General features: G+C 64.9%; 22 protein-coding genes. 13 read left to right on the top strand and 9 right to left on the bottom strand.

Going from position 1 to position 22,780, the window contains the following annotated elements:
- Window positions 1–128: 128 nt before the first annotated feature.
- From PP4_RS18285 to PP4_RS18270, 4 genes are read left to right on the top strand one after another with little or no spacing between them, the layout of a single operon-like run.
- Window positions 129–611, top strand: coding sequence for a formate dehydrogenase subunit gamma (locus PP4_RS18285; RefSeq protein ID WP_016500667.1), 483 nt, complete (start codon window positions 129–131; stop codon window positions 609–611).
- Window positions 605–2,164 (top strand): formate dehydrogenase beta subunit, encoded by a 1,560-nt coding sequence (locus PP4_RS18280; RefSeq protein ID WP_016500666.1) that lies wholly within the window; start codon window positions 605–607, stop codon window positions 2,162–2,164. Before PP4_RS18285 ends, PP4_RS18280 begins: the two co-directional genes overlap by 7 nt.
- Window positions 2,161–5,043, top strand: a complete 2,883-nt coding sequence (fdhF, locus tag PP4_RS18275) for a formate dehydrogenase subunit alpha (protein ID WP_016500665.1) — start codon at window positions 2,161–2,163, stop codon at window positions 5,041–5,043. The genes PP4_RS18280 and fdhF overlap by 4 nt, the downstream gene beginning before the upstream one ends.
- Window positions 5,040–5,243 carry a formate dehydrogenase subunit delta gene (locus PP4_RS18270; RefSeq protein ID WP_016500664.1) on the top strand — a complete coding sequence of 68 codons (204 nt, stop codon included), beginning with the start codon at window positions 5,040–5,042 and terminating at the stop codon, window positions 5,241–5,243. Before fdhF ends, PP4_RS18270 begins: the two co-directional genes overlap by 4 nt.
- Before the next feature lie 159 nt (window positions 5,244–5,402).
- On the opposite strand, the gene PP4_RS18265 is transcribed toward PP4_RS18270, so the two are convergent.
- Window positions 5,403–6,266, bottom strand: a complete 864-nt coding sequence (locus PP4_RS18265) for a universal stress protein (protein ID WP_016500663.1) — start codon at window positions 6,264–6,266, stop codon at window positions 5,403–5,405.
- Between the two features lie 157 nt (window positions 6,267–6,423).
- Here PP4_RS18265 and miaE point away from each other — a divergent pair, with 157 nt between their 5' ends.
- Window positions 6,424–7,041 (top strand): tRNA-(ms[2]io[6]A)-hydroxylase, encoded by a 618-nt coding sequence (gene miaE / locus PP4_RS18260; RefSeq protein WP_016500662.1) that lies wholly within the window; start codon window positions 6,424–6,426, stop codon window positions 7,039–7,041.
- Window positions 7,042–7,063: 22 nt separating this feature from the next.
- On the opposite strand, the gene PP4_RS18255 is transcribed toward miaE, so the two are convergent.
- Window positions 7,064–7,384, bottom strand: a complete 321-nt coding sequence (locus tag PP4_RS18255) for a DUF883 family protein (protein WP_016500661.1) — start codon at window positions 7,382–7,384, stop codon at window positions 7,064–7,066.
- Window positions 7,385–7,513: 129 nt separating this feature from the next.
- Here PP4_RS18255 and PP4_RS18250 point away from each other — a divergent pair, with 129 nt between their 5' ends.
- Entirely contained in the window at window positions 7,514–7,777 is a 264-nt protein-coding gene (locus PP4_RS18250) for a hypothetical protein (protein ID WP_016500660.1), read from the top strand.
- Between the two features lie 17 nt (window positions 7,778–7,794).
- Here the strand turns inward: PP4_RS18250 and PP4_RS18245 are convergent, their stop codons facing one another.
- Window positions 7,795–8,277 (bottom strand): LEA type 2 family protein, encoded by a 483-nt coding sequence (locus tag PP4_RS18245; RefSeq protein WP_016500659.1) that lies wholly within the window; start codon window positions 8,275–8,277, stop codon window positions 7,795–7,797.
- Between the two features lie 135 nt (window positions 8,278–8,412).
- Between PP4_RS18245 and PP4_RS18240 the strand changes: the two genes are divergently transcribed.
- Together PP4_RS18240 and PP4_RS18235 are read left to right on the top strand one after the other, a co-directional pair.
- A complete protein-coding gene (locus tag PP4_RS18240; RefSeq protein WP_016500658.1) occupies window positions 8,413–9,537 on the top strand; it encodes a sigma-70 family RNA polymerase sigma factor in 1,125 nt (374 codons plus the stop codon).
- A 176-nt stretch (window positions 9,538–9,713) separates the two neighbouring features.
- Window positions 9,714–12,140: a TonB-dependent receptor gene (locus tag PP4_RS18235; RefSeq protein ID WP_041167799.1), complete on the top strand. Its 2,427-nt coding sequence runs from the start codon at window positions 9,714–9,716 to the stop codon at window positions 12,138–12,140.
- Between the two features lie 38 nt (window positions 12,141–12,178).
- On the opposite strand, the gene PP4_RS18230 is transcribed toward PP4_RS18235, so the two are convergent.
- Window positions 12,179–13,069 (bottom strand): LysR family transcriptional regulator, encoded by an 891-nt coding sequence (locus PP4_RS18230; RefSeq protein WP_016500656.1) that lies wholly within the window; start codon window positions 13,067–13,069, stop codon window positions 12,179–12,181.
- Window positions 13,070–13,171: 102 nt separating this feature from the next.
- Between PP4_RS18230 and PP4_RS18225 the strand changes: the two genes are divergently transcribed.
- From PP4_RS18225 to zapE, 5 genes are all read left to right on the top strand, one after another.
- Complete coding sequence (locus PP4_RS18225) at window positions 13,172–14,251, top strand: polyamine ABC transporter substrate-binding protein (RefSeq protein WP_016500655.1); 1,080 nt, start codon at window positions 13,172–13,174, stop codon at window positions 14,249–14,251.
- A 25-nt stretch (window positions 14,252–14,276) separates the two neighbouring features.
- Window positions 14,277–15,242 carry an agmatinase gene (gene speB / locus PP4_RS18220; RefSeq protein ID WP_016500654.1) on the top strand — a complete coding sequence of 322 codons (966 nt, stop codon included), beginning with the start codon at window positions 14,277–14,279 and terminating at the stop codon, window positions 15,240–15,242.
- A 204-nt stretch (window positions 15,243–15,446) separates the two neighbouring features.
- Window positions 15,447–15,764 carry a hypothetical protein gene (locus PP4_RS18215; protein ID WP_016500653.1) on the top strand — a complete coding sequence of 106 codons (318 nt, stop codon included), beginning with the start codon at window positions 15,447–15,449 and terminating at the stop codon, window positions 15,762–15,764.
- A gap of 22 nt (window positions 15,765–15,786) precedes the next feature.
- The gene (locus PP4_RS18210; protein WP_016500652.1) at window positions 15,787–16,932 is read left to right on the top strand and encodes a PQQ-dependent sugar dehydrogenase; all 1,146 of its coding nucleotides are present in this window, start codon (window positions 15,787–15,789) and stop codon (window positions 16,930–16,932) included.
- A gap of 146 nt (window positions 16,933–17,078) precedes the next feature.
- A complete protein-coding gene (gene zapE, locus PP4_RS18205; RefSeq protein WP_016500651.1) occupies window positions 17,079–18,185 on the top strand; it encodes a cell division protein ZapE in 1,107 nt (368 codons plus the stop codon).
- Between the two features lie 32 nt (window positions 18,186–18,217).
- Here zapE and PP4_RS18200 read toward each other — a convergent pair whose 3' ends face one another.
- From PP4_RS18200 to PP4_RS18180, 5 genes are all read right to left on the bottom strand, one after another.
- Window positions 18,218–19,216 (bottom strand): alpha/beta fold hydrolase, encoded by a 999-nt coding sequence (locus PP4_RS18200; RefSeq protein WP_016500650.1) that lies wholly within the window; start codon window positions 19,214–19,216, stop codon window positions 18,218–18,220.
- 74 nt (window positions 19,217–19,290) lie between these two features.
- Window positions 19,291–19,728, bottom strand: coding sequence for a YqaA family protein (locus PP4_RS18195; protein ID WP_016500649.1), 438 nt, complete (start codon window positions 19,726–19,728; stop codon window positions 19,291–19,293).
- A complete protein-coding gene (locus PP4_RS18190; protein WP_016500648.1) occupies window positions 19,728–20,156 on the bottom strand; it encodes a DUF411 domain-containing protein in 429 nt (142 codons plus the stop codon). The genes PP4_RS18195 and PP4_RS18190 overlap by 1 nt, the downstream gene beginning before the upstream one ends.
- A 14-nt stretch (window positions 20,157–20,170) precedes the next feature.
- Window positions 20,171–21,034: a copper resistance protein B gene (locus tag PP4_RS18185; protein WP_016500647.1), complete on the bottom strand. Its 864-nt coding sequence runs from the start codon at window positions 21,032–21,034 to the stop codon at window positions 20,171–20,173.
- Window positions 21,027–22,724 (bottom strand): copper resistance system multicopper oxidase, encoded by a 1,698-nt coding sequence (locus PP4_RS18180; RefSeq protein ID WP_370529841.1) that lies wholly within the window; start codon window positions 22,722–22,724, stop codon window positions 21,027–21,029. Before PP4_RS18180 ends, PP4_RS18185 begins: the two co-directional genes overlap by 8 nt.
- Between the last annotated feature and the right edge of the window lie 56 nt (window positions 22,725–22,780).

Below are 22,780 nucleotides of genomic sequence, written 5' to 3'. Positions count from 1 at the left end.
CGCGGCCGTGGGCAAGGAGGCCGTCAGCGCCGCGCAACCGTGACGTGGCCGACGCGCCGCAGCAGAACACGCCGGATACCTGCCCCCACAACAATTCAGGCGGGGTCCGTGATGCCGAGGTCCGCTGTATGCCTGATGAATTGCTCCACCTGCCCGTGATCCAGCGCATTCTGGCTCGCGACAAGGACGCCCCTGGTGCCTTGTTGCCTATCCTGCATGCCATCCAGCACGACATCGGTTTCATCCCCGATGCTGCTGTACCCGAAATTGCCCATGCCCTGAACCTCAGCCTGGCTGAAGTGCGCGGGGTGATCAGCTTCTACCACGACTTTCGTACATCGCCACCGGCGCGCCACACCTTGCGCCTGTGCCGCGCCGAGTCGTGCCAGAGCCGTGGCGCCGAGGCCCTGGCCGCGCAACTGCGCGATCAGCTGGCGCTGGACGACCATGGCACCAGCGCCGACGGTGCCATCAGCCTGCGCCCGGTGTACTGCCTGGGGGCCTGCGCCTGCTCGCCGGCCCTGGAACTGGACGGCCAGGTGCATGCGCGGCTTACCCCTGAGCGCCTGCGTGCATTGGTAAACGCTTGCCGGGAGGACGCCGCATGCTGAAGCTCTACATCCCGTGCGATTCGGTGGCCCGTGCCGTGGGGAGCGACCAGGTTGCCGAGGCCTTGCAGCGCGAGGCCGAGCGCCGCCAGTTGCCGCTGGATATCCAGCGCACCAGCTCTCGCGGGCTGTACTGGCTGGAGCCGCTGATCGAGTGCGAGAGTGCGCAAGGGCGCCTGGGCTTCGGCCCGGTTACCCCACAAGACGTGCCGGCATTGCTCGACGCCCTGGCCGGTGAGCCAGGTGGCCACTCGCTGGCGTTGGGGCTGGTCGAAGAAATCCCTTACCTGAAAACCCAGCAGCGGTTGCTATTCGCCCGCGCCGGCATTTCCCGCCCATTATCGCTGGACGACTATCGCGCCCATGGTGGCTTCGCCGGCCTTGAAGCGGCCGTGGCCCTGAACGGTGCCGAAGTGGTCGCGGCCGTGCTCGACTCCGGCCTGCGTGGCCGTGGCGGTGCGGCGTTCCCGGCCGGCATCAAGTGGCGCACCGTGCGCGACGCCGGGGCTGGGCAGAAGTACGTGGTGTGCAACGCCGACGAGGGCGACTCCGGCACCTTCGCCGACCGTATGCTGATGGAAGGCGACCCCTTCCTGCTGATCGAGGGCATGATCATTGCCGGCCTCGCCGTGGGGGCCGACAAGGGCTACATCTATGTGCGCTCGGAATACCCGGATGCCATTCGCGTGCTGGACCAGGCCTTCGCCATCGCCCGTGATGCCGGCTACCTCGGCACCGACGTAGCCGGCAGCGGCCAGGCGTTCGACCTGGAAGTACGGGTGGGTGCCGGCGCCTACATCTGCGGCGAAGAAACTGCGCTGCTCGAATCCATCGAGGGCAAGCGTGGCATTGTCCGTGCCAAGCCGCCACTGCCCGCGCTGCAAGGCCTGTTCGGCCTGCCCACACTGGTGCACAACGTGCTCACCCTGGCTTCAGTGCCCATCATCCTCGCCAAGGGGGCAGCGTTCTATCGCGATTTCGGCATGGGCCGGTCGCTGGGCACCATGCCTTTCCAGCTGGCTGGCAATATCCGCCAGGGCGGCCTGGTGGAGCGTGCGTTCGGCCTGACCCTGCGCGAGCTGGTGGAGGGCTACGGCGGCGGGACGGCCAGTGGCCGGCCGCTGAAGGCTGCGCAGGTCGGCGGCCCGCTCGGCGCCTGGGTACCCCCCAGCCACTTCGACACCCCGCTGGACTATGAAGCCTTCGCCGCCATGGGCGCGATGCTCGGCCACGGCGGTGTGGTGGTGGCCGACGATACCCTGAACATGGCCAGCATGGCGCGCTTCGCCCTGCAGTTCTGCGCCGAAGAATCCTGCGGCAAGTGCACCCCATGCCGCATCGGCTCCACCCGTGGCATGGAGGTGGTCGACCGGTTGATCGCAACGACTGATTTCACCGAACGCCACGACCAGGCCCTGTTGCTGCGCGACCTCTGCGACACCATGCAGTACGGCTCGCTGTGCGCCATGGGCGGCATGACTGCCTACCCGGTGGCCAGCGCCCTCAAGTACTTCCCCGCCGATTTTGGGCTGACCACCACGGAGGCTGCGCAGTGATCAATTTCTTCGACCCCGCTTCTGATAGAAGTAGCGACTTCGGCACCCCGGCCCGTGACAGCGAAGTGCAGGTCAGCCTGAGCATCGATGGCCGCCCGATCAGCGTACCTGCCGGCACCTCGGTAATGCGCGCTGCGGCCATGCTCGGCACCAGCATCCCCAAACTGTGTGCCACCGACAGCCTCGAAGCCTTCGGCTCATGCCGCATGTGCATGGTGGAAATCGACGGCATGCGCGGTTACCCGGCGTCCTGCACCACGCCGGTCAGCGAAGGCATGGTGGTGCGTACCGAAACGCCACGCCTGGCCGGCCTGCGCCGCAACGTGATGGAGTTGTACATTTCCGACCACCCGCTGGACTGCCTGACGTGCTCGGCCAACGGCAACTGCGAGCTGCAGACCGTGGCCGGCCAGGTGGGCCTGCGCGAGGTGCGCTACGGCTACGACGGCGCCAACCACCTGGCCGAGAAAAAGGACGTATCCAACCCGTATTTCGATTACGAGCCCAGCAAGTGCATCGTCTGCAGCCGCTGCGTGCGCGCCTGCGAAGACATCCAGGGCACCTTCGCCCTGACCATCACCGGCCGCGGTTTCGAGTCGCGGGTGGCGGCAGCGGGTGGCGATAACTTCCTCGCCTCCGAATGCGTGTCGTGCGGCGCCTGCGTACAGGCCTGCCCAACCGCGACGCTGACGGAAAAGAGCCTGGTGCAGCTTGGTCAGCCTGAGCGTTCGGTGATCACCACCTGCGCCTACTGCGGCGTCGGTTGTTCGTTCCGCGCCGAAATGAAAGGCGACCAGCTGGTGCGCATGGTCCCGGACAAGAACGGTGGCGCCAACCACGGCCACGCCTGCGTCAAGGGCCGCTTTGCCTGGGGCTATGCCACCCACCCGGATCGCATCACCAAGCCGATGATCCGCAAGCGCCTGGAAGACCCGTGGCAGGAAGTGAGCTGGGACGAAGCGGTAACCTACGCTGCTAGCGAGTTCCGCCGCATTCAGCTCAAGTACGGGCGCGATTCCATCGGTGGCATTACCTCCAGCCGCTGCACCAACGAAGAAGCCTATCTGGTGCAAAAACTGGTGCGTACGGCGTTTGGCAACAACAACGTCGATACCTGCGCGCGGGTGTGCCACTCGCCCACCGGCTATGGCCTCAAGCAGACCCTGGGTGAGTCGGCCGGCACGCAAAGCTTCGATTCGGTGATGCAGGCAGACGTGGTGCTGGTGATTGGCGCCAACCCCACCGACGCTCACCCGGTGTTCGGCTCGCAGCTCAAGCGCCGCCTGCGCCAGGGGGCGCGGCTGATCGTGATCGACCCACGGCGCATCGACCTGGTCGACTCGCCGCACGCCCGCGCCGAGTTTCACCTGCAACTGCGCCCGGGTACCAACGTGGCCATGCTCAATGCCTTGGCCCACGTGATCGTCACCGAGGGCCTGCTGGCCCAGCGTTTCATCGATGCCCGCTGCGAAACCGAAGACTTTGCCCGCTGGCGCGACTTCGTCAGCCAGGCAGACAACGCCCCCGAGGTGCTGGGCCCGGTGTGTGGCGTACCCGCCGAGCAGATCCGCGCCGCGGCGCGCCTGTATGCCACCGGTGGCAACGCGGCCGTCTACTACGGCCTGGGCGTGACGGAGCACAGCCAGGGCAGCACTGCGGTGATGGGGATCGCCAACCTGGCCATGGCCACCGGCAATATCGGCCGTGAAGGGGTAGGGGTGAACCCGCTGCGTGGGCAGAACAACGTGCAGGGTTCGTGCGACATGGGCTCGTTCCCCCACGAGCTGCCCGGCTATCGGCATATTTCCAACGAGGGCGTGCGCGCCGAGTTCGAGCGCGCCTGGGGCGTGACCTTGCAGCCCGACCCGGGCCTGCGCATCCCCAACATGTTCGAGGCAGCGCTGGACGGCAGCTTCAAGGCCCTTTACTGCCAGGGCGAGGATATCGCCCAGAGCGACCCCAACACGCAGCACGTCACGGCGGCCTTGCGCGCCATGGAATGTGTGGTGGTGCAGGACATCTTCCTCAACGAAACGGCCAAATTCGCCCATGTGTTCCTGCCGGGCAGCTCGTTCCTGGAAAAGGACGGCACCTTCACCAACGCCGAGCGGCGCATTTCGCGGGTGCGCAAGGTGATGGAGCCGCTGGCCGGCAAGGCTGACTGGGAAGGGACCGTAGCCTTGGCCAACGCCTTGGGCTACCCGATGAACTACCGCCACCCGTCCGAGATCATGGACGAGATTGCCCGCCTGACGCCGACCTTCCGCCGCGTCAGCTACGCCGAAATCGACCGCCATGGCAGCCTGCAGTGGCCGTGCAACGACGCGGCGCCGGATGGCACGCCGACCATGCATATCGACCAGTTCGTGCGTGGCAAGGGCCGCTTCATGCTCACCGGCTATGTGCCCACCGACGAAAAGGTCAACAACCGCTACCCGTTGCTGCTCACCACCGGGCGCATCCTCAGCCAGTACAACGTCGGCGCCCAGACCCGGCGTACCGGCAACGTCGCCTGGCATGACGCCGACCGCCTGGAAATCCACCCGGCCGACGCCGAAAGCCGCGGCATCCAGGACGGTGACTGGGTGGGCATCGGCAGCCGCGCGGGGCAGACCGTGCTGCGTGCCAAGGTCAGTGCGCGGGTAGCGCCGGGGGTGGTGTACACCACGTTCCACTTCCCCGAGTCGGGGGCTAACGTGATCACCACGGACAACTCCGACTGGGCCACCAACTGCCCCGAATACAAGGTGACGGCAGTGGAAGTGGTGAAAGTGTTCCAGCCATCGGAGTGGCAAAAGCGCTATCAGGATTTCAGTGACGAACAGCGGCGCCTGCTGAAGGAACGCCGTACATCGGAGAAAGCCGAGGTGCGCCGATGAGCAGCGATAACCTGGTCAAGATGGCCAACCAGATTGCCCATTACTTCGACAGCGAGCCAAACCGTGCGCTGGCGGTGCAAGGGGTGCGCCAGCATTTGCAAAGCTTCTGGACGCCGGCCATGCGCCAGCAGCTGGCAGAATGGATCGAGGCCAATGCAGGAGAGGGGCTGGACCCGAAGGTGCTGGAGGCTATGCCGTAGCGGATTTGCGCGGTCCTTGTAGGAGCGGCCTTGTGTCGCGAAGGGCCGCGAAGCGGCCCCAGATATGAGCTGTGATGCACAAATTGCTGGGGCCGCTTTGCGGCCCTTTCGCGGCACAAGGCCGCTCCTACAGGGACCGCGACAATTGTGGAACTTGCATCAGCCGCGGGCTAATTCGGCTTGGTGGGCGATGGCTTCCTCGCTCTTGAGCACCAGCACATCCCCCTCAAGCGCATCCAGCACCACCTCCGAAGTATTGCCAATCAACGCCCCGGAAATCCCCGTGCGGCACACGGTGCCGATCACCGTCACCACCGCATCAAGCTTCTTCTCGGTAAAGGGGATCAGCACATCCGCCGGCCCTTCAGCCACATGCAGGCAATCGTCGCTGATGCCGTATTCAGCCTGGAACGCCTTGCACGCTTCGCGGTAGCGGTTTTCTATCGTCTCGCTCAGCTGGTACGTCGGGTCAGAGGCCGACAGCATTGGCGACGGGTGCGCACTGATGACATGCAGTTCGCCCTTGGCCAGCCCGGCGATGGCGTAGCCATGGTCGATGATGCTCGCATGCAGGCGGCGGTGGTCGTCGTCCTGGTTGCCCACGTCCACCGCAGCCAGAATCTTGCCACCGGTCCACGGCCGTTCGCTCTTGACCATCAGCACGGCACACGGGCATTGACGCAGCAGCTTCCAGTCGCTGGGGGTGAGCAGGGCCTTCTTCAGCGGGTTGTCCGGGCGGTGTTCCTTGATCACCAGCTCGCAGCCCTCGGCCTGCTGTACGTAGATGATGGTGTCGTGCAGGTTGTCGCGCCAGGCCTCCTCGTGGGTGACGTTGTCGTACCCGTCATCGTGCAACTGGCTACTCAGCAGGCTAAGCAGTGCAGTGTGGTCATGCTTTTTGTCGCACATCAGCAGGTGCAGGCGTGCGCCAGTGACGCCGGCAATCAGCTTGGCCCGGGTCAGCGCCCGGCTGTGGGCGTGCTCGGGGTCGAGGACGACAAGGATGCTGCGGACGGCTTGCATGGGTGTTAGCTCCCTTCAAAGGTGGCGACCAATGCCTGACTATAGACGGCGCGTCCCCCGCTGGCGCTTGATGTACATCAACAAGCATAGTCACTGGCGCCGCCCGTCGCCGCCGGTATAATCGGCGGCCCTGCCTGTCCTGTGTGGTTGCACGCTTATGTCCCTGATCCCCGAAATCGATGCCTTTCTTGGCTGCCCGACGCCAGACGCCTGGATCGAAGCGGCGCTCGCCGACCAGGAAACCCTGCTGATCGACCACAAGAACTGCGAATTCAAGGCCGCGAGCACTGCCTTGAGCCTGATGGCCAAGTACAACACCCACCTCGACCTGATCAACATGATGTCGCGCCTTGCCCGCGAGGAGCTGGTGCACCACGAACAGGTGCTGCGCCTGATGAAGCGCCGTGGCGTGCCACTGCGGCCGGTGTCGGCGGGCCGCTATGCCTCGGGGCTGCGCCGCCTGGTGCGCGCCCACGAGCCGGTCAAGCTGGTAGATACGCTGGTGGTGGGGGCGTTCATCGAGGCACGCAGTTGCGAGCGGTTTGCTGCGCTGGTGCCGCACCTGGACGAAGAATTGGGCCGCTTCTATCACGGCCTGCTGAAAAGCGAAGCGCGCCATTACCAGGGCTACCTGAAACTGGCGCACAACTACGGTGATGAGGCGGACATCGCCCGCCGGATTGAACTGGTACGCGCTGCAGAAATGGAACTGATCCAGTCCCCGGACCAGGAACTGCGCTTCCACAGCGGTATCCCGCAAGCGCTGGCCGCCTGATTTGCACCAGGCGGCCCAGGCTTCAGTTGCGCCGCCCCAGCAGCAGACCCACCACCAGCCCCAGGCCGGCGGAAATGGCGACGGTCTGCCAAGGGTGGCCGCCGATGTAGTCCTGGGTGGCGTCCACCACCGGTTGCGCTTTGTCGCGCATAGTGCCAGCGGCCTGGCGTGCCTGTTTCAGTTTCAGGCTGACCTGCGCTCGCAGGGTTTCTGCTTCTTCGCCGACCAGGGCGGCGCTGTCGTTCAGCAGCTTTTCCGATTCTTCGATCAGCGATTGCAGTTCGCTGAATACCTGGTCCTTGATCTGATCGCTGTCCGCCAGTGTGGCGTTTTTACGGGCCATGAACTCGTCCTCGTTGATGGGGTGGTGTGAACAATGGATGCCGCTGCGTCGGGAAAGTTGCGGTGGCTTTCCGATGTTGCGTTGCCTGGGTGTAAGATAGCGGCCATTTTCAAACTTGCAGGTACCTTCATGAGTTTCAATCTGGCCAACATGAGCTTCGAGGAACGGGCGCAGATCGAGGCAGAGAAGGCGCGGCTGTTCGAGATGTGGCAGAGCAGCCTGGGCAAGGCCAAGGGCGATGCGGCCCGGCTGATCGCCGAAAAGCCCCGGCGCAAGGGTAAATGGGCCGAGTGGGTGCGCGCCGAACTGGAGAGCATGTCGCCGCCCGAATACGCCAGCATGGTGCGCAGCGAAGTCAACAAGCTGATGGCCGCCGCCAGCGCCAGCCGCTGAATACCCCTGGCGGGTGCTTACCAGGTCGCGCCTTTTGGCAGGTCCAGCTTGCCCTCGTCAGTAAAGCGCACGGTCCCCAGCAATCCGCCCGCCAGCTTGCCGCGCAGCTTGTAGGGCAAACCCTTCAGTGAGTCCACCGTGCCCAGCCCATAGGCCTGGCGCAGGAAGGAAAACGCCGTGATGCTCACCGGCACCACGATCACCGCTTCGTCATAGCGGCCAATGTGCCCCTGCTGGTCGCTGACCCCGGCGGCCAGCGGCTGGCCGTTCACTTCCAGGTTCAGGGCAATGCCGTTGTAGTCGATCGGCGACTCGTTAGGGTTTTGCACGCGCATTTTCACCGCCATGCGCAGTTCCAGTTCTTGGCCGGGCAGCGGCTCGATGCCGATCACGCTGATGTTGACCGGGTCGCGTGGCTGGAACAGTGCGCAGGCACCCAGGCCATACGCCATCAGCAGGACGAGAAACAGGCGGCTACAGCGGTGCAGGCGGGCAGTCATTGCGGGCGACCTTGCCAGAGTGAGCGAACCGTCAGTGTGGCAAATGCGCGTCGGCGTTGAAAGTCTCCTTGCAGATGAAAGATACTGTTTCTCATTAACGCCCGATAACTCATCCTGCTGGCAGTGCCCAAACCCATGCTGACGTCACCCGTGTCGGGCCTGCTGGCGACTTTCCAGGAGCACTACGACGACCTGTTGCAGTTCCTGACGCGGCGCATGAGCGACCGCCAGCGCGCAGCCGACGTGGCGCAGGAAACCTACCTGAAGCTGGTGAAAGTCGATGAACAGGCGGTGCCGGTGCTGCACGCCCGCAGCTTCATCTTCCGCGTGGCCGGTAACCTGGCAATTGATGCCTTGCGCCGTGAGCAGCGCCTGGCTGCCAGCCATGACGACTGTGACGGGACCGGTGAACTGACCTGCCCGGCGCCAGCGCCCGAGGCGACGTTGCTGGCCCGTGAGCGCCTGCAAATCCTTGACGATGCGCTGCTGAAACTGCCCGACAATGCCCGCCAGGCGTTGTTGCTGAACCGCGTCGAAGGCCTGACCCAGGCGCAGATTGCACAGCGGCTGGGGGTTTCCGAGAGCATGGTGGCCAAATATATCGGCCAGGCCCTGCGTCATTGTCGCGACTGGCTCAAGCAGGCCGGTGTGGCGGCCTCCGTGGTGTTGCTGGTTGCCGCTGTGGCGGGTTGGCAGCAGGCACCGGTGTTGTTGGCGGACTACCACACCGCTGTGGGTGAACGGCAGGTGATTACCCTGGCGGACGGCACGCGGGTGACGCTGAACAGCGCCAGTGCGCTGAGTGTGGTGTTCAGTGAGCACGAACGCCGTGTGGTGCTGGCTGCCGGTGAGGCCTTGTTCGAGGCCACGGGTGATCCGCGGCCGTTTGTGGTCGATACGGCAGGCGAGCGGGTGCAGGGTGGTGCCGCCACCTTCAGCGTGCGTCGCGATGGCCGCGTGGTGTTGGCACGCGGTGAAGCCAAGGTCGGCGAACATGAACTGGCGGTGGCGGCCGATGCCGGTGCGCAGATGGCCTGGCAGCGCGGCAAGCTGATCTTCAACGGCAAGCCGCTGGGCCAGGTGCTGATGGAGCTTGAGCGTTACCGGCATGGGCGCATCGTGCTGTCCGACAGCAAGCTGGCGGCGATGGAGGTGAGCGGGGTGTTTGACCTGGACGAGCCTGAAGCACTGCTGCGCACGCTTGAGCAGCGGTATGGGCTGAAGGTTACCTACCTGCCGTGGTTGGCTGTGGTTCATTGATCAGCAGGCATGTGCGATTCCTGTAGGAGCAGCCTTGTGCTGCGAAGAGGCCGGCACAGAAATAAAAATATTTTCCATTTGGCACTGCAAGTTCCTGCAAGCCAGATCGTCGTAGTGGGACTGATCAGCAACCCATTCTCATTTACGACTTGTCAGGAAGCTCATTCGTGCCTCTGATGCTCAAGCCCTTGCACCGCAGTCGCGGTCCTCTTCACCATGCCCTGATGTCTTGTGGCGCCCTGGCCATACTGGTCGGCCCGTTGCATGCGTCGGCCGCGACCACTGCGAAACAAACCCAGATGCAGGCTCGCCAGGTTCAGCTCGACCTGCCAGCGCAGCCGCTGGACCAGGCCCTGACCACCTTTGCCGACCAGGCCGGCCTGCACTTGCTGTACACCACAGGGGATGCAGCAGGCTTTGCCAGCCCGGCCATGCACGGCAGCTACAGCGTCGAGCAGGCCCTGCAGCAGTTGCTGGCCGGCAGCGGCATGAGCTGGCACTTCAGTGACGCGCGCACCGTGACCCTGCGCAAGGCCCAGGCAGCGCCACAGGCGGTCAACCTCAAGCCGATCGAAGTCAGCGTGGCCTCGCGTACCAGCACCGCAATCAGCGAAATCCCCGGCACTGTGTGGGTAGTTGACCAGCAGCAGCTGCGCGAGCAGATCGACAGCGGCGTCAGCCTGAAAGAAGCCATCGGCAAGCTGGTACCCGGCCTCGACCTGGCGCCGGAAGGGCGTACCAACTATGGCCAGAACATGCGCGGGCGCAACGTGCTGGTGATGATCGACGGGGTCAGCCAGAACAGCTCGCGCGGCCTGTCGCGCCAGTTCGACAGCATTTCACCGTTCAACGTCGAGCGTGTCGAAGTGCTGTCTGGCGCCAGCGCCATCTACGGCGGTGGTGCTACTGGCGGCATCATCAACATCGTCACCAAGAAGGGCGAACCCGGCCCGGCGCGCTTCGAGACCCAGCTTGGCGCCAGCAGCGGGTTCAACAACAGCGATGACCTGGCCACCCGCTTCGCCCAGTCGATCAGCGGCGGCAACGAGCGGGTCAATGCCCGGCTGGGTATTTCGGGCGAGCAGAACGAAGCCTTCTACGACGGTGCCGGTGACCAGATCTTCATCGACAACACCCAGACCGACCTGCAATACAACCGCACAATCGACGTGCTCGGCACCCTGGGCTTGCAGTTGAACGACCAGCAGAGCCTCGACCTGCTGGCCCAGTACTACGATTCGGGCAACCACGGCAGCACGGGGATCTACTTTCCCAACCTCAACTACAATGCGCCATCCGACCTGGAAGACGCTGAGCTGCGCAGCGGCTATTCGTCCGACCTGGAGCCGCGTACTCGGCGCTTGTTGCTGAACGCCAATTACCACCACAGCGATGTGCTGGGCCAGGATTTCTACCTGCAGGCCTCGTACCGCAAGGAAGACGACAACTTCTACCCGTTCCCGTACTACAACCGCGCCACGCCCACCGGCTCGCGCGGGGTGTACTTTGCTGCCTCGCAGCAGAACTTCGAGGTCACCAGCCTCAAGGGCCTGTTCGCCAAACAGTGGGACACGTTGAAGCTGACCTATGGCCTCGACCTGGATCGCGAGCGCTTCAATGCCGAGCAGACCACCTTCAACGCCCTGACCTCGTCCGAGTCGGGCGGCCTGGAGATGGAAAAGGACAGCAAGGCCGCGCGCTACCCCAGCTACCGGGTCGATGGTGTGTCGGTGTACGCCCAGCTGGACTGGCATGCCACCGACAACCTGACGTTCTCCGGCGGTGCCCGTCGCCAGCAGATGGACGTCGACGTCAGCGACTTCAAGGGCGTGCCGGGTGGCAGCAACGATTACCAGGTCAACCTGTTCAACGTAGGCGCCATCTACGACTTCAAGAACGGCCACCAGGTATGGAGCAACTATGGCGAAGGTTTCGACCTGCCAGACCCTGCCAAGTATTACGGCAAGCCGGGCCTGAGCGTGGCCGACAACCCGCTGGCCGGCATCAAAAGCCGCCAGGTGGAACTGGGCTGGCGCTATGCCGACCTGGACTGGGATGCCCAGGCGGCGCTGTACTACATCTGGTCGGACAAGATCATCAACGTCGATTCGCAAACGCTGACGATCAACGTGGAAGAGCAGAAGAGCCGCGACTTCGGCTTTGAAGGTGCGCTGACCCGGCACTTCCAGACGGGCTGGGAAGCGGGCGGTACCCTGCACCTGACCCGCTCCGAGGAAGAGGCTGCCGACGGCGGCTGGAACAAGCGTGATGCCCGCTATGCATCCTTGTCCAAGGCCACGGCATTTGTTGGCTGGAAGGGCGATGGCCGCAGTGCGCGGCTGCAAGCCAACCATGCGTTCAGCCTGAAGGACGATGCCGACCACGAGATCGACGGTTACACCACCTTCGACCTGCTGGGTAGCCAGGACACCGGCTTCGGCACCTTCAGTGCCGGCATCCAGAACCTGCTGGACAAGCAGTACAGCACGGTCTGGGGCCAACGCGCGACGCTGTTCTATTCGCCGACCTACGGCCCGGCGTACCTGTATGACTACCAAGGGCGCGGGCGCACCTACACCCTGACCTGGAGCATGGCTTACTAACCCTTCTCCAAGGCGTGCCCGGCCCTTGTAGGAGCGCATCAGGCGAACGCTGCGAGCAAATCCTCGGCAAACGCCTGTTGCGCTTCACCCGTCACCTGCGCCCGATGCCTGGCCAGGGTAAACGGCACCACAAAATCCAGCCCTGGGTTCAGCGCCCACAACAACCCCTCCGCCTCCCAGGCGTGGGCGCAATGGCAGGGCAGGTAGCCAATATGCCGCCCTGACAGAATGAACGTCAGCACGCTCTCGATCTGCTCCGCCACAGCCATGCTGTGCCGGCTCTGGAACGGCTCACCGCCTTTGAGAAACCGGTACGGATGGCGCACCTGGTCCATCTCCAGCAACCGCTCAAGTTCAACACCCGATTCGCCGAACAGCACATGCCCCTTGCCGCAATACAGCCGTTGCGGTTCCTCGAACAATGGCTGGTAATCAAAGGCCGCCTGGTTGCCGGAGAAGTAGCTGATGGCGTTATCCAGTCGCTGCTCCAGCAACAACCGCTCCAGCTCCGCCGGCGGTGCACTGATCAGCTCCAGCTGCACTGATTCCTCTCGTGTGCGGAATGCGGCAATGGCCGCCGCCAGTTTCAGGCTCACGGTTTTGTCCTGGTTTTCTGCCATGCCGATACGCACGGTCCCCAGCAACCGCCCGGCAACGCCGGTGGCCTGCTGGCGAAACTGTTCGATGTTCAGCAGCAGCCCGCGCGCTGCATCCAACAGCAACGCGCCTTTCTCCGTCAGGTGAAAGCCACCCTTGCCTCGACTGCACAGGCGGTAGCCAAGGCGTGTTTCCAGCTGCGCCATGCGCTGGCTGATGGTGGGCTGGCTCAGGCCCAGCACGCCTTGCGCGGCGCTGAAGCCCCCGGCCTCGACTACAGTGACGAACAGCCGCAGCAGGTGCAGGTCGGGATCGTGCACTTGTCCGAGCATTACATTGCTCCTGATGAATGTCAGCTTTGCAAACTTGCCATTCCTACAATGTAACCCGGCTGGCATGCTCGCGGCATCCACCCATTTGCCGAGGTGTCCGTCATGCGTCGATCGTTGTGCCTGTTGTCCCTGGTTCTGGCCCTGCCGCTGCAGGCCGAAGAAAAGGTCGTCAACCTCTACAGCTGGGCCGACTACGTCGCCCCGCAAACCCTTCAGCGTTTCGAACAGGAAACCGGCTACAAGGTGCGGTATGACACCTTCGACACCACCGAAGTGCTGGAGACCAAGTTACTCACCGGTGGCAGTGGTTACGATGTGGTGGTGCCATCCTCGACCGTGCTGGCCCGGGCGCTGAAGGCCAATGCCCTGCAAGCGCTCGACCCCCAGGCCATGCCCGGCTACAGCAACCTCGACAAGGACCTGCTGGCCAAGCTCGCCGAGGCCGACCCCGGCAACCGCCATGCCGTGCCGTACACCTGGGGTACGCTGGGCCTTGGGGTGAATGTGGAGGCGGTGCGCCAGCGCCTGGGCGACGTGCCGCTGGACAGCCTCGACCTGCTGTTCAAGCCCGAATACGCCAGCCGGTTGAAGGACTGTGGCATCGCCATGCCCGATTCGCCGCAGGAAGTGATTGGCGTGGCCCTGAACTACCTCGGCAAGGACCCTTACAGCCAGGACAAGGATGACCTGGCCGCCGCGCAGCAGTTGCTGAGCCAGCTGCAACCCTCGATCAGCTACGTCGCCAATGGCCGGCAGATCAGCGACCTGGCCAACGGTAGCGTGTGCCTGGCGCTGACCTACAACGGCGATGCCGCGATGGCGGCCGACCAGGCCCGCCGCGCCGGCAAGCCGTTCGAGCTGATCTACCGCATCCCGCGTGAAGGCACGCTGGTGTGGCAGGACAACCTGGTCATCCCCAAGGACGCGCCGCACCCCGAGGCCGCGCGGGCGTTTATCGCATTCATGCTCAAGCCCGAGTCGGTGGCTGCGCTGACCAACACACTGTTCTTTGCCAACGCCAACCAGGCTGCCACGCCGTTGGTGGACGAGGCGGTGCGCAATGACCCGGACATCTACCCGCCTGCCGAAGTGCGCCAGCGCCTGTTCGCCGACCGCAGCATGGCCCTGGCCGACCTGCGTCAGCGCAACCGCCTATGGACGGCCTTCCGCAGCCGTCAGTGACTGATAACAACCAAGGAGCCCGACCGTGGAGCAAGCAGCAAGCAACGACCAGGCGATGACCCGCGACAGCCTGTATGGCACTGCCGCAGAAAGTACCTACGCCGGCATTACCAGTTTCTCCCGCCGACGCTACAGCCGCGATTTGCGTGGTGTGGATGTGGTGGTCAGCGGAGTGCCGTTCGACACTGCCACCAGCAACCGCCCAGGTGCGCGTTTCGGTCCGCGGGCGATCCGCGCCGCCTCGGTGCAGCAGGCCTGGGCCCGGCACTGGCCGTGGGCGTTCGACCCGTTCGACCACCTGGCCGTGATCGACTATGGCGACTGCGCCTTCGACAGTGGCACACCGCAGTCGGTGCCGGACAGCATCGAGGCCCATGCCACCCATATTCTGGAAGCGGGCTGCGCCATGCTTACCCTCGGTGGCGACCACTTCATCAGCTACCCGCTGCTCAAGGCCCACGCCCGCCGCCATGGCCCGCTGGCGCTGATCCACTTCGATGCCCACAGCGACACCTGGCCGGACGAGGAGGGCAAGCGTATCGACCATGGCACCATGTTCTGGCATGCCGCCCGTGAGGGCCTGGTTGACCCTGCCTGTTCGGTGCAGATCGGCCTGCGCACCACCAATGACGACAGCCAGGGCTTTGCCATCCTCGACGCCCGCCAGGTGCACCGTCAGGGCACCGAGGCGGTGATTGCGGCAATTCGCCAGCGTGTAGGTGACCGGCCGGTGTACCTGACCTTCGACATCGACTGCCTCGACCCGGCCTATGCGCCTGGCACAGGTACGCCGGTGTGTGGTGGGTTGAGCACGGTGCAGGCGCTGGAGATTCTGGGCGGGCTGCGCGGTATCAACCTGGTGGGCATGGACCTGGTGGAGGTGGCGCCGGCTTATGACCACGCCGATATCACTGCGCTGGCGGGGGCGACTTTGGCGATGGAGATGTTGTGCCTGTATGCGGCGCGGCACAAGGTAGACAAGGGTCAGTGATCCGGGGCCGCTTTGCGGCCCCATTCGCAGCACAAGGCTGCTCCTACAGGGCCTTGCGTCGCAATGGACAGCAAAGCAGCCCCGCGAGCACATACTGAAACATCAGGAATCATCTCCGCCCAAATTCACACTTTTGTCTCGAACCCCTCGCGCCTTAGGCTATCAAACCCACCAGGCGCGGCATTTTCGTACAGGAGGTGAAGCATGACCCCGACATTGCCTATCCTGGCCCTCGGCCTGGCTTTGTGCCTGCCCGCGCACGCGGCCCCGCAGCAGCCTTTGCAGCTTGCGGCCGGCAACAACAACCCCTACAACAGCCCGATCCAGCGCGCCAACCCCAACAGCCGCCAGGGCAGTATGCCGGCCACACCCCCCGTGCGCGGCCCGTCCACCGACCCGTACCAGCGCACGCCCAGCCTGGACAACCGCGGCATTGGCAACGGCGACAACCTGCGTCGGCAGCAACAAACCCCAAACCTGGAACCGAGCCGGCCGCCCCGCGACAGCACGCGTGCGCCGTGAGCCCATACGGAAGGAATCCTGCATGCCCAGAGCAACCTGGCTAGCTACCCTGACTGCCGCTGCACTCATGCCCCTGCTGGCACAGGCGGCGGCAGAGCAACAGTTTCGCAGCGAAGAAGGCACGTTAACCGTCAGCACCCTGGCCGACGGCCTGCGCAACCCTTGGGCGCTGGCATTTCTGCCGGGCGGCAAGGACATGCTGGTAACCGAGCGCGCTGGCAACCTGCGGGTGGTCAACGCTGAAGGCAAGGTCGGCCCGCCGATCAGCGGCGTGCCCAAGGTGTGGGCCGAGGGCCAGGGCGGCCTGCTGGATGTCGTGCTGTCGCCGGAGTTCGACAAGGACCGTACCGTGTACCTGTCCTACGCCGAGGAGGGCAGTGACGGCAAGGCCGGTACCGCCGTCGGTCGTGGCCAGCTGTCCGAAGACCGCGCGCGGCTGGATAACTTCAGCGTGATCTTCCGCCAGCAGCCCAAGCTGTCGGTGGGCAACCACTTCGGCTCGCGCCTGGTGTTCGACCGCGACGGCTATCTGTTCATCGCGTTGGGCGAGAACAACCAGCGCCCCACCGCCCAGGACCTGGACAAGTTGCAAGGCAAGATCGTGCGCATTTTGCCGGATGGCGAAGTGCCCAAGGACAACCCCTTCGTCGGCAAGGACAACGTGCGGCCGGAGATCTGGTCGTTCGGCCACCGCAACCAACAAGGTGCCGCGCTCAACCCCTGGACCGGCAAGCTGTGGACCCACGAGCACGGCCCGCGCGGTGGCGACGAAATCAACATCCCCGAGCCCGGCAAGAACTATGGCTGGCCGATTGCGACCCATGGCATCAACTACTCGCTGCTGCCGATTCCCGAGGCCAAGGGCAAGCATGTGGACGGCATGGTCGACCCACACCATGTGTGGGAGAAGTCACCGGGTATCAGCGGCATGGCGTTCTACGACAGCCCGACATTCAAGGCCTGGGACCACAACCTGTTCATTGGTGCACTGGCGACACAGGAGCTGATCCGTTTGCAGCTGAAGGGCGACAAGGTGGTGCATGAGGAGCGTTTGCTCGGTGACTTGAAGGCGCGTATCCGCGATGTGCGGGTTGGGCCGGATGGCTACATCTATGTGCTGACCGATGACAAGGACGGCGCATTGCTGAAGGTAGGCCTGGCCGACTGACGCGGTCCCTGTAGGAGCGGCCTTGTGCCGCGATGGGCCGCAGAGCGGCCCCAACAATCTATGCTGCAATGCCGAAGTCCTGGGGCCGCTGCGCGGCCCATCGCGGCACAAGGCCGCTCCTACAGGGACCTGTGTAGAATGCGGCCATGGCCATCACTCCCCAATCCCTTTACCAGCAAGCCCTGAGCACTCAGGGCTACGCTGACGACCCTGCCCAGGCCCGCGCCGTCGAGGCCTTGCAGGCCTGCTTCGTGGCTGTCGAGCAGGGCTGCCCCACCCAGGGCATCTACCTCTGGGGCCCGGTCGGCCGGGGCAAGACTTGGCTAATGGACCAGTTCCACCGCTGCTTGTGCGTGTCCAGCCGGCGCCAGCATTTTCATCACTTCATGGCCTGGGTCCACCAGCGCCTGTTCCAGCTCAATGGCACCGCTGACCCGCTGCTGGCGTTGGCCCGGGAGTTGGCAGGGCAGATCCGCGTGTTGTGCTTCGACGAACTGTTCGTCAACGACATTGGCGACGCGATCATCCTCGGCCGCTTGTTCCAGGTACTGTTCGACCAGGGCGTGGTGATCGTCGCCACCTCCAACCAGCCACCCGATCATCTCTACCGCGACGGTTTCAACCGCGAGCGGTTCCTGCCGGCCATCGCCGCCATTGAGCGGCACATGCAGGTACTGCCGGTGGCGGGCGAGCAGGACCACCGCCTGCACCCCGGTGCAGAGCGGCAGCGCTACTGGGTGGCAGCGACAGGGCAGGCCAGCCCGCTGGGCGAGGTGTTCTGCCAGCTCAGCCCGGATCACACGGGTACTGATCAGCCCTTGGTTATCGGCTCCAGGCAGGTGCGGGTCGTGCGGCGCAGCGAGCAGGCTATCTGGTGCCGCTTCACCGACCTGTGCGAACAACCGCTGGCGGCCATGGAATTCATGGCACTTTGCGACCGTTTTCCGGCCATCCTGGTGTCGGGTATTCCGGCGCTGGGCGGTAAGCAGCAGGCCGGTCGCATTGCGCGTGGCACTGAAGATGGTGCGGCGCGGGTGGTGGCAGGCGACCGTGAGCTGCCGGCGCTGTCGCCCAAGGACGATGCGGTACGCCGCTTCATCGCCCTGGTCGATGAGTGCTACGACCGCCGTGTGGCACTGTACCTCGAGGCCGAGGTGCCGCTGCAAGAGCTGTATACGCAAGGGTATCTGGCATTCCCGTACCAGCGGACCTTGAGCCGGTTGCGGGAGATGCAACTACAGCGGTTTGGCTGAAGAGTGCCGGGGGCCGCAAAGCGGCCCCCGTTTCACTTGGCCAGCCACTCGACCAGGGTACGGTTGAACCGCACGGGTTCTTCGATCTGCGGCGCATGCCCCATGCCTTCGAAAGTGATCAGTTCACCTTTGGGGATCAGCTTGGCCACCTGTGGCCCCAGCACGGCATACTTGCCCAGCTTCGCCTTCACTTCCGGCGGTGCGATATCGCTGCCAATGGCCGTGGTGTCCTTGTCGCCGATCAGCAGCAAGGTCGGCATCTGCAAGTCCTTGAACTCGTGGTACACCGGCTGAGTGAAGATCATGTCGTAGATCAGCGCCGAGTTCCACGCCACCGCTTCATGCCCCGGCCCCTTGTTCAGGCCCGCCAGCATCTGTACCCAGCGCTCGTACTCCGGCTTCCAGCGCCCGGCGTAGTAAGTCTTGCGCTCATACTCGCGCACGCCCTCGGCATCCAGCTTGAGCTCGCGCGCATACCACTGGTCCACCGTACGGTAGGGCACGCCCAGGGCTTTCCAGTCTTCCAGGCCAATCGGGTTGACCATGGCCAGGCGTTCCACCTGCTGCGGGTACATCAGCGCATAGCGGGTGGCGAGCATGCCGCCCGTGGAATGCCCGAGCACGATGGTTTGCCTGATACCCAGCTGTTCGAGCAAGGCATGGGTGTTGTCGGCCAACTGCTGGAAGCTGTACTGGTAATGCGCGGGCTTGCTGGAAGTGCAGAAGCCGACCTGATCGGGGGCGATGACCCGGTAACCGGCCTTGCTCAGCGCGTCGATGGTGGTTTCCCAGGTGGCGGCGCAGAAGTTCTTGCCGTGCATCAGCACCACGCTGTGGCCGTTGGCCTGGCCTTGTGCGGCGACGTCCATGTAGCCCATCTGCAGGGACTGGCCCTGGGACTTGAAGTCAAAGTGCTTGAGCGGGTGGGGGTAGCTGAAGCCCTCGAGCTGGGGGCCGTAGGTAGGCGTTTCGGCGGCGATGGCCGGGCTGCCGACAAGGCAGGCCAGGGCCAGGGCGGTTGCGCGCAGCATGGGGCACTCCGTGTAGGGCCATATAGGAGAGGGCGACTTTAGCAGCCAGGCGCGCGCCGGGAACGTGAAAGGTGTTACCAGGCGTGAAACCAGCCCAGGGTAATCATCGCCAGCACCGCATAACGGCCAGCCTTGGCCAGGGTCACCAGCAGCAGGAAGCGCCAGAAGGGTTCCCGCATGATCCCGGCGATCAAGGTCAGCGGGTCGCCGATCACCGGCATCCAGCTGAGCAGCAACGACCACTGCCCCCAGCGCTGGTAACGCCGCTGCGCGCGCTGCAGTTGGGCAGCGCTGAACGGGAACCAGCGTTTGTCGCGCAGGTGCTCGACGGCGCGGCCCAGCAGCCAATTGACGACCGAACCCAGCACATTGCCCAGGGTGGCCACCAGCAGCAGGGTTGCCCAGGCCTCGGGCTGGCGGAGCAACAGGCCGACCAGCACGGCTTCCGATTGCAGCGGCAGCAGGGTGGCGGCGCCGAAGGCGCTGAGAAATAGCGCCCACAAGCTGAGCATCAGTAGTTGGCTACAACGGTGTCCTGGCCATCCTGGGTTACGCCGATGACCTGGTAGGCATCCTTGTGGTCACCCATTTCCATGCCGGGCGAGCCCATGGGCATGCCCGGTACGGCCAGGCCCTTGAGGTCGCTACGCTTTGCCAGCAGGCGCACCTGCTCGGCCGGCACATGGCCTTCGACGAACTTGCCGTCGATCACCCCGGTGTGGCACGACGCCAGGCGCGGCGCCACGCCCAGGCGCTGCTTGACCGCGCTCATGTTCGGCTCGACGTGGTCGTTGACGGTGAAACCATTGTCACGCAGGTGGCTGATCCAGGCCTTGCAGCAGCCGCAGTTGGGGTCGCGGTAGACGTCGATGGTCTCGGCGGCCTGGGCCAGACCGGTGATGGCCAGCAGGCCCAGGGGCAGCAGGTGTTTGCGCAGCATGGTGAGGCACTCCTTTAGAAACGCAGGCGGATACCGGCAACCAGGCGGGTCTGGCCCAGGTCTTCGCCGTCTTCGCGGGCCTGGTCGGCACGCGTGCCGTACAGGCGATTGAAACTGACCCCGATGTAGGGCGCGAAACCGCGCGTGATCTCGTAGCGCAGCCGCAGGCCCACCTCGCTGTCGGCCAGCCCGGCGCCTTGCTCGCGCCTGGCGTCGTTGCGGCCGTAGAGGTTGGCTTCCAGGTTCGGTTCCAGTATCCAGCGGTTGGTCAGCAGCATAGCGTAAGCGGCCTCCAGGCGCAGCGCGGTCTGTTGCCGCTCGCCGGCGTAGGCGGTGGCTTGCAGCTCCAGGCCATACAGCGGCGTGCCTTGAATGCCGAAGCCGGCCCAGGTCTGGCCGCTGGCGGGCTTGAAGTCCTGGCGCACGCCGGCCACCAGCTCCCACCACGGGCTCACGGCATGGCCCCACAGCGCCTGCACTTCGGCCTTGTGTGTCTTGCCTTGCTCGCGTTCGCCTTCCGTGCGCAGCCACAGGCGGTCGATATCGCCGCCGACCCAGGCCGTGGCGTTCCAGTTCAGGGCACTGCTGCTCTCGAAGTTCTGGTATTCAAGCTTGTCGACGATCACCGCCCAGTTCAGCGCCCGGTCGTGTACCTGGTGCCCAGGCAGTGGCGGGAAGGCGGCGCGGCGGTCGGCGTCGGTGATTGCAGGCAGGGGCGTGCGCGGCGGGCTGGGCGTAGCCGGGCCATGGCCCATGCTTTCATGGTTCATCTGGCCATGGTTCATGTGCGCCATACCAGCGGCCAGCGCACGTTCGCTGGCGAACAGGGTCAGCAGGGCCACGCCGGCCACGACGCTGCGGTTGCGGGTGTCATTCATCGACGCGTACCTCGCGGAACATGCCGGTCTCCATGTGGTAGAGCAGGTGGCAGTGGTAGGCCCAGCGGCCAAGGGCGTCGGCAGTCACCCGGTAGGAACGTCGGCTGCCGGGCGGGATGTCGACGGTGTGTTTGCGCACCAGAAACTGGCCGTGCTCGTCTTCCAGGTCGCTCCACATGCCATGCAGGTGGATGGGGTGGGTCATCATGGTGTCGTTGACGAGGGTGATGCGCACCCGCTCGCCGTAGGCCAAACGCAACGGCTCGGCATCGCTGAACTTGACGCCGTCGAACGACCAGGCGAAGCGCTCCATGTGGCCGGTCAGGTGCAGCTCGATGTCGCGCGATGGCGTGCGGCCGTCCGGGTCGGGGTAGGGGCTGCGCAGGTCGGCGTAGGTCAGCACGCGGCGGCCATTGTTGCGCAGGCCTATGCCAGGGTCGGCCAGGTTGGCGCGCGGGGCCATGGTCTGCATGTCCACCAACGGGTTGCCGGTTTCACTGGCCGGGTGTTGTTGCATCGCTGACATGGCCGTGTGGTCCATGCCGGCCATGTTGCTGTGATCCATGCCCGCCATGGCGCCCATGCCGCCGTGGCCCATGTCGTCCATGCTCAGCACCGGGCGCGGGTCGGGGGTAGGCACGGGGGCCTGCAGCCCGGTAGCGCGGGCCAGGGTGCCGCGGGCGAAGCCGGTACGGTCCATGCTCTGGGCGAACAGGGTGTAGGCAGGTTGCTCGCCCACGGTCACCAGCACGTCATAGGTTTCGGCCACGGCAATGCGCAGCTCATCCACGCTCACCGGCTTCACCGGCAAGCCGTCGGCGGCGATCACCGTCAGCTTCAGCCCGGGGATACGGAAATCGAAATAGGTCATGGCCGAGGCGTTTATCAGCCGCAGGCGCACGGTTTCGCCCGGTTGGCACAGGCAAGTAAAGTTGCCGTCCGGCGGCTGGCCGTTGAGCAGGTAGGTGTAGGTGGTGGCGCTGATATCGGCGAGGTCGGTAGGGCTCATGCGCATGCGCGCCCATGCCGTGCGCTCGGCGACGGTGGGGCTCCAGCCCTTGTCGGCCACGTCATCGATGAAATCGCCGACCGTGCGCTTGTGATAGTTGTACGCGTCGGACTGTTTCTTCAGGGTGGCCATCAGCTGTTCCGGCGCCTGGTCCGACCAGTCGCTGAACAGCAGCACGTGGTCGCGCTGGTAGTGGTGCGGTTCGGGCTCGCGCGGCTCGATCACGATGGCCCCGTATACCCCGGCCTGTTCCTGCAGCCCCGAATGGCTGTGGTACCAGTAAGTTCCACTTTGGCGCAAGGTGAACCGGTACAGGTAGTCCCCGCCGGGTTCAATGCCGGCGAAGCTCAGGCCAGGTACGCCGTCCATGTTGGCGGGCAGGATGATGCCGTGCCAGTGGATCGAGGTGTCCTGTGCCAGCCGGTTACGCACGCGCAGGGTCACGGTGTCGCCTTCGCGCCACCGCAGCAGCGGGCCGGGCAGGCTGTTGTTGATGGTCAGTGCGGTGCGCGGGCGGCCGGTGATGTTGACCGGGGTTTGGCCGATGAACAGCTCGAAGTGCTGGCCGGCCAGGTCCTGGCCTTCGGCGGCCTGGGCCAGCGGGCGCCACAGCCCCAGGCCCGCCAGTGTAGTGGCGGCGCCCAGGCCTTTGACGAAGGTGCGGCGGGTGGGGGTGCGCAACATGGCGTGGCCTCATGCGGGGGAGCCACGATGTTCGCTGCAGGCGCCTGTCAGGC

This window comes from Pseudomonas putida NBRC 14164, assembly GCF_000412675.1.
In the GTDB taxonomy this organism is placed as follows: Bacteria; Pseudomonadota; Gammaproteobacteria; order Pseudomonadales; family Pseudomonadaceae; genus Aquipseudomonas; species Aquipseudomonas putida.
This window is presented reverse-complemented; position numbering and strand designations above follow the sequence as displayed.